General features: G+C 54.5%; 13 protein-coding genes. 8 read left to right on the top strand and 5 right to left on the bottom strand.

Annotated elements, in window-relative coordinates:
• The 5 genes from fkpB to HX778_RS12725 all read left to right on the top strand — a co-directional run bounded on the left by fkpB (window position 1) and on the right by HX778_RS12725 (window position 3889).
• The gene (fkpB, locus tag HX778_RS12745) at window positions 1-471 is read left to right on the top strand and encodes an FKBP-type peptidyl-prolyl cis-trans isomerase (protein WP_038475687.1); all 471 of its coding nucleotides are present in this window, start codon (window positions 1-3) and stop codon (window positions 469-471) included.
• Window positions 452-1402 carry a 4-hydroxy-3-methylbut-2-enyl diphosphate reductase gene (ispH, locus tag HX778_RS12740; protein WP_038475685.1) on the top strand — a complete coding sequence of 317 codons (951 nt, stop codon included), beginning with the start codon at window positions 452-454 and terminating at the stop codon, window positions 1400-1402. The genes fkpB and ispH overlap by 20 nt, the downstream gene beginning before the upstream one ends.
• Before the next feature lie 71 nt (window positions 1403-1473).
• Window positions 1474-2391: a ribonucleoside hydrolase RihC gene (gene rihC / locus HX778_RS12735; RefSeq protein ID WP_176982196.1), complete on the top strand. Its 918-nt coding sequence runs from the start codon at window positions 1474-1476 to the stop codon at window positions 2389-2391.
• A gap of 162 nt (window positions 2392-2553) precedes the next feature.
• The gene (locus HX778_RS12730; RefSeq protein ID WP_176982195.1) at window positions 2554-3114 is read left to right on the top strand and encodes a glucose-6-phosphate isomerase family protein; all 561 of its coding nucleotides are present in this window, start codon (window positions 2554-2556) and stop codon (window positions 3112-3114) included.
• Entirely contained in the window at window positions 3107-3889 is a 783-nt protein-coding gene (locus HX778_RS12725; RefSeq protein ID WP_176982194.1) for a glucose-6-phosphate isomerase family protein, read from the top strand. The genes HX778_RS12730 and HX778_RS12725 overlap by 8 nt, the downstream gene beginning before the upstream one ends.
• Before the next feature lie 38 nt (window positions 3890-3927).
• On the opposite strand, the gene HX778_RS12720 is transcribed toward HX778_RS12725, so the two are convergent.
• Genes HX778_RS12720 through HX778_RS12700 form a run of 5 tightly spaced genes read right to left on the bottom strand, consistent with a single transcriptional unit; the run spans window position 3928 to window position 8235 of the window.
• Window positions 3928-4746: a PTS system mannose/fructose/sorbose family transporter subunit IID gene (locus HX778_RS12720; RefSeq protein WP_038475679.1), complete on the bottom strand. Its 819-nt coding sequence runs from the start codon at window positions 4744-4746 to the stop codon at window positions 3928-3930.
• Window positions 4746-5540 (bottom strand): PTS sugar transporter subunit IIC, encoded by a 795-nt coding sequence (locus HX778_RS12715; RefSeq protein ID WP_038475677.1) that lies wholly within the window; start codon window positions 5538-5540, stop codon window positions 4746-4748. The genes HX778_RS12720 and HX778_RS12715 overlap by 1 nt, the downstream gene beginning before the upstream one ends.
• Window positions 5541-5550: 10 nt before the next feature.
• A complete protein-coding gene (locus HX778_RS12710) occupies window positions 5551-6045 on the bottom strand; it encodes a PTS sugar transporter subunit IIB (RefSeq protein WP_038475675.1) in 495 nt (164 codons plus the stop codon).
• A gap of 9 nt (window positions 6046-6054) precedes the next feature.
• A complete protein-coding gene (locus HX778_RS12705) occupies window positions 6055-6483 on the bottom strand; it encodes a PTS sugar transporter subunit IIA (protein ID WP_176982193.1) in 429 nt (142 codons plus the stop codon).
• Between the two features lie 3 nt (window positions 6484-6486).
• Window positions 6487-8235, bottom strand: a complete 1749-nt coding sequence (locus HX778_RS12700; RefSeq protein WP_176982192.1) for a class I mannose-6-phosphate isomerase — start codon at window positions 8233-8235, stop codon at window positions 6487-6489.
• 195 nt (window positions 8236-8430) lie between these two features.
• On the opposite strand from HX778_RS12700, the gene HX778_RS12695 reads away from it, so the two are divergent.
• From HX778_RS12695 to carA, 3 genes are all read left to right on the top strand, one after another.
• The gene (locus tag HX778_RS12695; RefSeq protein WP_176982191.1) at window positions 8431-9444 is read left to right on the top strand and encodes a LacI family DNA-binding transcriptional regulator; all 1014 of its coding nucleotides are present in this window, start codon (window positions 8431-8433) and stop codon (window positions 9442-9444) included.
• A 153-nt stretch (window positions 9445-9597) separates the two neighbouring features.
• Window positions 9598-10419 carry a 4-hydroxy-tetrahydrodipicolinate reductase gene (gene dapB, locus HX778_RS12690; protein ID WP_038475667.1) on the top strand — a complete coding sequence of 274 codons (822 nt, stop codon included), beginning with the start codon at window positions 9598-9600 and terminating at the stop codon, window positions 10417-10419.
• Between the two features lie 458 nt (window positions 10420-10877).
• The gene (gene carA, locus HX778_RS12685; RefSeq protein WP_038475665.1) at window positions 10878-12026 is read left to right on the top strand and encodes a glutamine-hydrolyzing carbamoyl-phosphate synthase small subunit; all 1149 of its coding nucleotides are present in this window, start codon (window positions 10878-10880) and stop codon (window positions 12024-12026) included.
• The last annotated feature ends 13 nt before the right edge of the window (window positions 12027-12039 follow it).

Here is a 12039-nt window from a genome sequence, read left to right as displayed (position 1 = left end):
ATGGCTGAGTCCGTACAAACCAACAGCGCGGTGCTAGTGCATTTCACGCTAAAGCTTGAGGATGGCTCCACAGCGGAGTCAACCCGCGCGAACGGTAAGCCTGCGCTGTTCCGCCTTGGGGATGAGACACTGTCCCCTGGCATGGAAGATCAGCTGGTTGGCCTGAAGGCTGGTGATAAAAAAGCGTTCTCGCTGGCACCAGAGTCGGCCTTTGGCATTCCAAGCCCGGATATGATTCAGTACTTTTCGCGCCGTGAGTTTGTCGAGGCGGGCGAGCCTGAGCCGGGTGCGATTATGCTTTTTACCGCAATGGATGGCAGCGAAATGCCGGGCGTGGTGCGTGAAGTTAACGGCGATTCGATAACCGTGGACTTTAACCATCCGCTTGCCGGGCAGACTATCCATTTTGATATTGAAGTACTGGAAGTTAATCCGGTACTGGAGGCGTTGAATGCAGATCCTGTTGGCTAATCCCAGAGGCTTTTGTGCTGGGGTCGACCGCGCTATCAGCATTGTCGAAAACGCGCTGCAGATTTACGGCGCGCCAATCTACGTTCGCCACGAAGTTGTGCATAACCGCTACGTGGTGGACAGCCTGCGCGAGCGTGGGGCGATTTTCATCGAGCAGATCAGCGAAGTGCCGGACGGCGCGATCCTGATCTTTTCGGCGCACGGCGTTTCTCAGGCGGTGCGTAACGAAGCCAAAAGCCGCGAGCTGACGGTCTTCGATGCCACCTGTCCGCTGGTGACCAAAGTGCATATGGAAGTGGCGCGTGCCAGCCGTCGCGGCGAAGAGTCGATTCTGATTGGCCATGCCGGCCACCCGGAAGTCGAAGGCACCATGGGTCAGTACAGCAATCCGAAAGGCGGAATGTACCTGGTTGAGTCGCCGGATGATGTCTTGACGCTTGAGGTTAAAGACGAAAGTAATCTGTCGTTTATGACCCAGACTACGCTTTCCGTGGACGATACTTCGGACGTGATTGACGCCCTGCGCAAGCGCTTCCCGAAAATCATCGGCCCGCGTAAAGACGACATTTGCTATGCCACCACTAACCGCCAGGAAGCGGTGCGTGCGCTAGCCAGTGAAGCCGATGTGGTGCTGGTAGTAGGATCTAAAAACTCCTCTAACTCCAACCGCCTTGCCGAACTGGCACAGCGAATGGGGAAGGCGGCCTACCTGATTGATGACGCCGCGGATATCCAGGAATCCTGGGTAAAAGAGGCAAATTGCGTCGGCGTTACCGCCGGGGCTTCTGCGCCGGACGTGCTGGTGCAGAACGTCATTACCCGCCTGCGTGAGCTGGGCGGCAGTGAAGCCCAGGAGCTGACCGGGCGCGAAGAGAACATCGTGTTTGAAGTGCCGCGTGAGCTGCGGGTCGACATCCGTGAAGTAGACTAGCGTCGTCGATTTACGTTTATGAGAAGATGCCAGCTGGTGTATGCCCGCTGGCATTTTTTATGGAGAAAAGCATGACCAGAACCCCGATTATTCTTGATACCGATCCCGGTATCGACGATGCGGTTGCCCTCGCGGCGGCCCTGTTTGCACCCCAGCTGGATTTGAAACTGATCGCCACCGTCGCCGGGAATGTGTCGGTGGAGAAAACCACGCGGAATGCGCTGCAGCTGCTGGAGTTTTGGCAAAAAGATACGCCGGTTGCCAGGGGCGCTTCGGTACCGCTGCTGCGTCCATTGCGGGATGCTGCCTACGTGCACGGCGAATCGGGGATGGAAGGTTATGTCTTTACCGAAACGTCTCGTCATGCGCTGCCGGTGCCCGCATTTCAGGCTATGTACGATTGCCTGATAAACAGCGATGAGTCGGTTACTTTGGTCACCATTGGCCCGCTGACCAACGTCGCTTTGCTGCTGACTCAGTACCCGGAGTGCAAGGCGCGCATTAAGCGTGTGGTTATGATGGGCGGATCTGCGGGGCGAGGGAACTTTACGCCGACCGCCGAATTCAACATCGCTATCGATCCTGAAGCCGCGGCCCGTGTTTTTGAGAGCGGCCTGGAGATAGTCATGTGCGGGCTGGACGTTACCAGCCGGGCCATACTTTCCCCTGAGTACCTGGCTCGCCTGCCAGAGCTGAATCGCACCGGGAAAATGCTGCATGCGCTATTCAGTCATTACCGCAGCGGCAGCATGGAAACCGGGCTGCGAATGCATGATTTGACCGCCATTGCGTGGCTGGTTAAACCCGAACTGTTTCAAACTTACCCTTGTTTCGTTGCGGTGGAAACGCACGGGACTTATACCAGCGGAACCACGGTTGTGGACCTGGAGCATCGCCTGGAGCGCCCGGCAAACGCTCAGGTTGCGTTGGATATCGACGTTCCCGGTTTTCAGGCGTGGGTCTCTGAGGTGCTGGCGCTGGCGCCTTGAGTGGATGCACTAAACAAGCCAGCATAGGGATATTTCGGTGAAGCTCTGCCTTCCGGTTCCAGGAGTGTGATTGCGTTCGCAAGCTTGTTCATTCGTCTTCAGGTTAATCGATTAATCTGTTAGTGTGTCGATGAAGTTGTTCTCCTCGGGCCGGAGATAAACATGACACTTTCTACTCTCGTGCCACCCCATGTGGCATGGCAAACGGGCGCGCTGAAAAATGGCCCCGTTATCCGCAAAACCACCGATATAGCCGCGCTGGCTGGCGTTTTTGCCGACACAAAAAGCTGGCAACGATGTGAGCCTGGCCAGGCTGTCTATGATGTTGACGTTCTGCAAACTGAAACTTGCGAAGGTGCGCTTTTTACCGGCGTGACTCACGTACACCCAGGCCGGGTTGGCGATGAGTTTTTTATGACTCGTGGCCATTTTCATGCGCGCCGGGAGCAGGGCGAAGTCTATTTCGGCCTGCGCGGCTGCGGATTATTGCTACTGCAAAACGAACGAGGTGAAGCCCGGGTCGAGATAGTTACCGCCGGATCCGTGCATATCATTCCCGGGTATACAGCGCACCGGCTCATCAATACGGGCGGCGAAATTCTTTCCGCTCTTGCTGTTTGGCCAACGGTTGCCGGGCATGATTACGCCGCTCTGTCGGACGGATTTTCCGTCAGGATCAAGACCGACGGCACTGGCTGGCGCGCGGAGGCTAGCCATGACTGACAGCGTAAAAAAATACGGCCTGGATATGCTGATTCATCATCAGCCTATGGGGTTCAGCTATGGCGAAGAAACGCTGGGGCCTTTGCCTGAAATCCGCACGCTGGATCAAATCCGAGCTTCTCTGCGGGATCCTGAATGTACAGGGCCGGAACAGGTGTATGCGATTGCAATGGACGTCGCCCGGATAAGTGATATTGCCGAACTGAAGAAGCGAATGTTGCTTTTTGGCGTGGTGACCTATGCATCCGGGCGTTTGGGCGAAGAACCCATTCGCAGCCAGGGGCATATTCATCGGGTCAGCGCTCACAGCGGCTGGTCGCCGCCCGAACTGTATGAAATCTGGCAGGGGAAGGCGATTATCTATATGCAGGAGTTTGTGGCCGACGATCCGGGCCGTTGCTTTGCAATATTGGCTGAAGCTGGCGATAAGGTGCTGGTGCCACCCGGCTGGGCCCATGCCACCGTTTCTGCTTCGCCGCACGAGCCTTTAACGTTTGGGGCGTGGTGCGACAGGGAATACGGTTTTGAATATGAGGCGGTGCGGGCCTACAAGGGGCTGGCGTGGTATCCGATTTTGCAGGATGAGCACGTTGCCTGGCAGCATAACCGACATTATATGCCGGGTCGCCTGCACACGACCTCCCCGCGTAAATATCGGGAGTTTGGGATTACAGATGAGCCGCTATATCAGCAATTTGTGGACGATCCGGCTCGTTTTCAGTTTATTTCAAAACCGGGAATGGTTGCCGAGAAGTGGGTGAATTATCACCCTTGAAAATGACCCCCTCCTCCGTGCGGAGGAGGGGGGTAACGTTAAGCTGCAAATAATCCAACCGCGACACCAAGAGCCGCAATAACCAGCAGCATCAACATTGCCTTAACCGGCGACAGGCCACGTTTTGCCATCAAATACCAGGTCCCCAGTACCACCACCAGCGGTAAAAGCTGCGGGAAAATACCGTCCAGCATTTGCTGTAAATGGATATTCACGCCGTCTTTAGTGATGAACTCCAGCCCGGTACCTAATTTGACGTAGCTCGCAGCCACGCCGCCCATCACAAATACGCCGAGCAGAGAAAGCGCTTCGCGCAGCCGGTTTGATTTACTGCTGACCAGCATCTCAACCGACGTTGAGCCCATCCGGTAGCCTTTAAGGAACAGGAACCACGAGCCGGGAACAATGATTGCCAGCCAGGCCACGCAGTAGAACAGCGGTCCAAGAATATTGCCGCCTGCCGCCAGCGCCATCCCGATGCTTAACAGGATAGGAATCAGCATACCGGGAATCATGGAGTCGCCAATCCCTGCGACCGGCCCCATCAGCCCCACTTTCAGGGTGTTGATGGTTTCACCGTCGATAGGTTCTCCGTTGGCGCGTTTCTCTTCCAGACCCAGGACCATGCCGTTAACGATAGCGCCCAGCTGCGGTTCCGTGTTGTAAAACGACGCATGCCGTTTGAGCATCTCCTTACGCTGCTGAAGATCCGGATAAAGCTTTTTCGCCACGGGCAGCATACTCAGGCAAAAGCCGAAGGATTCCAGGCGTTCGAAGCTCATTGAAGAAAGGTTATACATCATCCAGCTGCGCCAGCAGCGGCGCAGATCCTGGCGGGTGAGTTTGCGATCTTCCATCAGAATTCATCCTCGTCATCGGCCGGTTTCGCCGTATTTGCTGGCTGTGGCTCTGGCTTGTAGTTGTAATGGATTAGGGCTAAAAGGCTGCCGACGATAACCAGCGCCACCATATTCAGCTTCAGGAAAACGATGCAGATAAAGCCCACCAGGAAGTAGATCAGCATGCTGTAGTTTTTGATGATTTGCTTCAACAGAATGGCGATGCCTACCGCAGGCAGAATGCCGCCGAGCACGTTCATCGTCGATAGCACGACGTGTGGCAGGCTATCCATAAATCCATTGATGTACTGTGCGCCAAAATAGACGGCGATGAAGGTCGGCACAAAGCGCATCAGGAAGTTGGTGGCCTGGGGCCAGATGGCGCTGTTGAGGTAAATACCGCGCTCATCACCTTTCTCCAGTGCAATGTCCGCCCGATGGTTCCACCACGAGTTCAGCACCAGCATGGCGTTAAACAGTACCGTGCCCGCAATGCCGATGGTCGCGGCAAGCGCTACGGCCACTTCCGGCCCTTTATTCGATAAGATCCCCAGCGCAATCGCCGGGAAGGCGACAAAGTTAAGGTCTGCCGGCATCGATCCTCCGGGGGTTACCATCGCAATGTAGACCGCCTGCACGGCCACGCCGATGATAATCCCGGTTTGCACATCGCCAAGGATAAACCCCACCAGCATGCCTGAAACCAGCGGGCGGGTAATCAGATACCAGCCGCCGGTGAGCCCGAGCAGCCAGGGGCTGCTGAGCGCACCGAGGTAACAGAGAATGCCGATTAACGCAGCTTCAAAAGCCATGATGCACTCCTTATTTTATTTTTTGACGGGCGTCCTGCCAGCTATAGCAGCTTGCGTCCGGCACCAGGCGAAACTCAATCTGATGCCCACGCTCTGCCAAATAGTCGAATGCCGAAGCTTCTTCTCCGCTGACCGCCTGGTTTGGCCCAATAGTGGTGGTGTTGGCGCGGGCGCTCATCGGCCCAACGTTAATTTTACGGTTAGCGTTTTGCAGGCTGACGCCCGCCTGCTCGATGCGCTGAAGCGTGACCGGTGACTTGCCAATCACGAAATAGCGCTTTTCGCTGGCGATGATTTTCGGCAGCTTCTCAATGGCGGTGGCGGTATCGAACAGCCAGACTTTGGTATCCTGTACCGCGCCTTTCATCACTGAGGAAAGCAGCGGATCGGCTGCGACGGCGTCATCAATGGCCACGATACCGTCACAGGGCAGCTCTTTTGCCCATCGGGTGATCAACTGACCGTGGATCACCCGGTCGTCAATCCGTACAAATGAAATACTCATCTTGCCCCCTTAAAAATCATCAGATTGCTGGGTTTCAACCAGGCGAGCCTGAACAACCGCATCTTTCGTTTGCTCAAGCAGTACGGCGGCGGCTTGTTCTACGTCGGTGAGTGTTTTTAGCTCGTCGCTGAGTAACAGCATCGGGAAGTTAACGCCGCCCAGCACCGCGATTGGCGGTGTCGTTGAGGGAGCGAATGCATGATGGCAGGCAACATTCCACGGCGTACCGCTCTGTAAATCGCACAGCACCAGTACGCCGTCAGCACCTTTGCTTGCTTGCTGAAGCACGCCAGCAAACTCATCCTGGAAGCCGTTGATGCCCTTGGTTTCGCTCAACATAACCGGAAAAACGTGCGGCAGTTCGCCGTAGACCATGCGTGCGGTTGCCAGCATCGCCTCCGCCAGCGGACCGTGTGTTGCAAGAATGACGTTAATCATGATTTATCCCCTTACCCAGGCTTTCATCGTGGCGAGCTGCTGCCCGACGCCCTCGCCATAAGGTGAGATTCGGTATTCGCCCACGGCGGCCGGAACGATGAATGTTTCCGCATAATGAACAACAAACGGTTCAAAGGCGTGAGTTGGGCTTTCCACCACCGCTTCGCTGCCCTCCACCAGATTAAGCACGTTCACGCCACCGTGAGTGTGGTGCGTAACCGGCTTGCTGAACCAGTGGCGCCGGGTTTCAATAAACTCACGCTCATGAAGCCCGGTTCGTTCTTCGTGCCAGCCATCTCCCTCGGCTATTGGCTCGAAATGGTTTATCAGATGCTGTTCGACCCAGCGCGTATCCCTCTGCCAGTCGATAACTTGAGCACCGTGTTCCAGATGCACGGGGCGCGGTAAACCATCCAGCCCCAGTCGGCCCCAGTCCCACAGTTTGAAGGTGAAGATGTAAGGCGTGGCGCTGATTTCCAGCACCATAGCGCCTGAGCCAGAACAGTGAACGGTACCCGCAGGGATCAGGAAATGGTCGTGCTTGTGCGCCGGGAAACGATTAACAAATTTCTCGTCATCAAAGGTCTTTTCACCGCGCTGAGCGGCGGCAAGATCGTCCAGCATCTCCTGCGGGTTGATGCCAGTTTTGGTCCCCAGATAGACCTCTGCTCCCGGCTCGGCTTCCAGCAGGTAGTAGCTTTCATCCTGGGTGTAATGCATGCCGAAATGCTGTTGGATGTACTCGGTCAGCGGATGAACCTGGAAGCTGAGATTCTGACCGCCGACGGTATCCAGAAAATCAAAGCGGATCGGGAACTCTGCGCCAAAACGAGCATGAACTTTTTCGCCAAGCAGCGGGCGAGGGTAGAGCAGCACCAGATCCTGAGAGGGGATCTCGATCCGCACGTCACCGATACGCAGTAACAGGCTGTTTTCCTCGGGCACACAGTCAAAACACCATGCGTAGTTTGGCTTCGAGGGATCGAGATCGAATTTTTCCTTCATCCACTGTCCGCCCCAGACTCCAGGGTCGAAGAAGGGCACGACGCGGAAAGGCTGCCGGGTTGTTTGCTGTAACGCGTGGCGCAGTGCCTCGCCCGTCACCAGGGCTGGGGAATCCTTCTGATTGGTATCCAACAGAAAATTCGCGCGTTTCAGCAACGGCGTTTTATGGCGGTCGAACACGCGCCATTCAATAAAGAAGGCGCGTTTGTAGCGGCGCAGTATATCTTCCTGCTGATTCTCCGTTCCCCAGTTGCCCAGCTCGCCGCTTCGGAAACGCTGCTGGATCTCCCAGCGCGCCAGGTCGGCATACACCAGCACATCACCTTCATGAACCAGCGCGGCACCGGAGCCATAAACCACCGCCAGGCCAGCATCCATTTCCTCTATTTCATGCTGCATCTGCGTCAGCTTCTCAGCGTCGAAAAACTCGATAAGCTGGTGGCAGGAGAGGACGCCAAAAACGCGATCGTCGGTCAGATTTCCGGCCAGCAGGTCATGCAGATGCTGCTCGCTGTGGCGTGCCTCTTCGACATTAATGACTCTTGCCGGACATAGCTCATCAATGAGCTGTGGGCGTAACTCGTCCAGGCGTACACCTGGATAACAATCGATCACCAGCACGGTTTTTCCGCTTTGAGAAAGCGTCGACTTTACCGCCTGGGCGATCGCCTCCCAGCCCTGGCAGGCGTGGCCGGCATACTCAGCAACCTGGACTTCAGGAAATTTGTTATACGCTGCCTGTTTCATAAGTGCTCCCTGTTTTCATTTAAGATAAGATTAATCGATTAACCTTTTTTGAACAGAGTGGTAAACATGATTAACCCGCCATTTTTCGCAATGATGAGGATTTTTACCGGCTATCTGTGATGGCTTTCACATAGAAAGATGCAAGTTTCAGGTTATTCGATTAATCTTTGCTGATATTGATTTCAAGGAGGGCCGATGACTTCTGTAACTCTTGCTCAGGTCGCTGAGCGGGCGGGTGTCTCAACCGCAACCGTATCGATGGTGCTACGAAATCGTGGGCGTATTTCAGATGCCACCCGGCAGCGGGTATTACTCACGCTGGATGAGATGGGGTATGTGTATAACCAGACCGCCGCCAATTTGCGTAACAGAACCAGTAATCAGGTGGGGCTGCTACTGCATGATATTACCAACCCTTTTTATGGTGAAATGACCGCCGGGCTAAGCCATGAGATGGAGCGTCACGATCTGCTGCTTTTTCTGGCAAACAGCGAAGAGTCCTGCGAACGCCAGCAGAAATTTGTCGACTCTCTGATGCGTAATAATGCCTGCGGCATGGTGCTTTGTGGTGCGAGAGAGACTCCGCCGCTGTTCTTTGAAACGCTGAGAAGAAGAAACATCCCGGCGATTATGGTGGTTCGTCCCTTTGAGGATGTCGATTTCGACTTCGTTGGTACCGATAATTTCCTGGGAACCCAGTTGGCTACTCAGCATTTGTTACGCCTCGGGCATAGGCATATTGCTTTTATCGGCGGGAGCAACGGCTCTACCAGCCGGGCACAGCGTATCGGCGGGTATACCAGCAAGCTGCTGGAACACAATATTCAGCCTGAAAGCGAATGGATTGTGGCCTCGCAGGCCTCTCAAAGTGACGGCGCCAGAGTCGCAGAAGGGCTTTTTACCCGTTTCCCGCAGATCACTGCGGCGGTGTGTTACCAGGATATTGTCGCCCTGGGCGTGATGCAGACGCTGCGCAAGATGGGGCGTGTTGTCGGAAAAGATTTTGCGCTCGTTGGGTTCGATGACGTGACCGAAGCATCGCTGGTACAGCCTGCGCTTACCACGGTCTCTGTCGCCGCTAAAGAGATTGGCCGCAAAGCAGGAGAGCTGCTTTATAGCCGAATTCAGGGAAACGATGAGCCGGCAAAAAGAATTATTTTGCCGCCGACGCTTATCGTCCGCGAGTCATGCGGTTTTAGTCAGAATTAAGCCTTATTAATTAAATGGTTTTAATGTCCGTTATTGATAACTGACGGGCCATGACAGTAAATTCTAATTATGGGTGTTTTCGGCTGGCGGCCCGGCAGCGGGCTGGTTAACCTGAGAGCGTTTCTACGAATTATTTAACCAAAGAGTAATGATATGCATGATGCACAGATTCGCGTAGCCATCGCGGGAGCGGGCGGCCGTATGGGGCGCCAGTTAATTCAGGCGGCTCTGCAGCTGGACGGCGTCCAGCTTGGCGCTGCGCTTGAGCGCCCGGGATCTTCTCTGGTCGGCAGCGACGCGGGTGAACTGGCCGGTGCGGCTAAAACCGGCGTGCTGGTGAGCGATAGCCTGGACGCGGTAGCTAATGATTTCGACGTCTTTATTGATTTTACCCGCCCGGAAGGGACGCTGGCTCACCTCGCATTTTGCCTCAAGCATGGCAAAGGCATGGTTATCGGCACGACGGGTTTTGATGATGCCGGCAAGCAGGCTATTAACGATGCGGCGCGTGAGATCCCGATTGTCTTCGCGGCGAACTTTAGCGTGGGCGTGAACGTGATGCTGAAGCTGCTGGAGAAAGCGGCCAGGGTCATGGGCGATTACACCGACATCGAAATCATCGAAGCGCATCACCGTTACAAAGTGGACGCTCCCTCCGGCACCGCGCTGGCAATGGGCGAGGCTATTGCCCAGGCGATGGACAAAGATCTCAAAGACTGCGCGGTTTACTCTCGGGAAGGTCATACCGGCGAGCGAGTGCCTGGCACAATTGGTTTTGCTACCGTGCGTGCGGGTGACATTGTCGGGGAGCATACCGCGATGTTTGCAGATATTGGGGAGCGCGTTGAGATTACCCATAAGGCTTCAAGCCGCATGACCTTTGCTAATGGCGCGGTTCGTTCCGCTTCGTGGCTTAAAGGTAAAAAGAACGGTATTTTTGATATGAGAGACGTGCTTGATCTCAATAATTTGTAGTTAAACCTATCCTTATAAATGTGGTTGTTTGTTTTTAATTGATTGATTTTAGGGTGATTTATATCACCCTTTTGTTTTTATAAGCTACTTGATTTATAAGTGTTCATTTGTGCTTAAAATTAGCGGTTATCTCTCTTTTTTGTGTTGTTGTAATGTTAATTTTGACCATCTGGTCTACTTTTTCACTGCTATCCCATCACTTTTCCACTATTCATAGCCGGCAACCGATTACTTTTCCCTGGTTAGCTGGTTATTTTGACCCTCGAATCAGATATTTTTACTCTGAGCGGCGAAATAGACATAAAAACTTCGTCTTAAGGTAGACTTTCGACCGGCTTGTCTCTAGAATGCCGCCGTTTGCCAAAAATCCGTAGGGCAGACGCTTTTTGCATTTGATTCAGCCGTTAGTTTTGAATTAATATGCGAATAAATTGAATGTTTATTCCCTGGAGGACGTTTTGATTAAGTCAGCGCTGTTGGTTCTGGAAGACGGAACCCAATTCCACGGTCGGGCCATTGGGGCATCGGGTACGGCAGTGGGTGAAGTCGTTTTCAATACCTCATTGACCGGTTATCAAGAAATCCTCACTGATCCTTCCTACTCCCGCCAGATCGTCACTCTTACTTATCCTCATATCGGCAATGTCGGCACCAATGAAGCCGACGAAGAATCCTCCCAGGTCCATGCGCAAGGCCTCGTCATTCGTGACCTGCCGCTGATTGCCAGCAACTTCAGAAGCACCGAAGACCTTTCTTCTTACCTTAAGCGCCATAACATTGTGGCCATTGCCGATATCGATACCCGCAAGCTGACCCGCCTGCTGCGTGAAAAAGGCGCTCAGAACGGCTGCATTATCGCGGGCGATAACGTAGACGCGGCCCTGGCGCTGGAAAAAGCGAAAGCGTTCCCTGGCCTGAACGGCATGGACCTCGCCAAAGAAGTGACGACCAAAGAAGCTTACACCTGGCAGCAGGGGAGCTGGACCCTTGAAGGCAATCTGCCGGAAGCGGCAAAAGCAGAAGATTTACCTTTCCACGTAGTGGCTTATGACTACGGCGCAAAACGCAATATTCTGCGCATGTTAGTCGACAGAGGCTGCCGCCTGACGGTTGTTCCGGCACAAACGCCGGCGGAAGAAGTGTTGAAGATGAACCCGGATGGCATCTTCCTTTCTAACGGCCCTGGCGACCCGGCACCTTGCGACTACGCCATTAGCGCAATCAAATCCTTCCTGGAGACAGACATTCCTGTCTTTGGGATTTGCCTCGGCCACCAGCTGCTGGCGCTGGCGAGCGGCGCTAACACCGTGAAGATGAAGTTTGGTCACCACGGCGGTAACCACCCGGTGAAAGACCTGGATAAAGACTGCGTGATGATCACCGCCCAGAACCACGGTTTTGCAGTGGATGAGACGACGCTGCCTGCCAACCTGCGTGTAACGCACAAATCTCTGTTCGATGGCACCCTTCAGGGCATCCATCGCACCGATAAAGCCGCGTTCAGCTTCCAGGGCCACCCTGAAGCCAGCCCGGGGCCGCACGATGCCGCGCCGCTGTTCGACCACTTTATCGAACTTATCGAGCAATACCGTAACACCGCTAAATAATCAGGAGCGAAAT

It is taken from the genome of Cedecea sp. P7760, assembly GCF_013386425.1.
GTDB classification, from domain to species: domain Bacteria; phylum Pseudomonadota; class Gammaproteobacteria; order Enterobacterales; family Enterobacteriaceae; genus Cedecea; species Cedecea selenatireducens.
The sequence above is the reverse complement of the archived record's forward strand: the minus strand, read 5'-3'. Positions and strand labels throughout refer to the sequence as shown.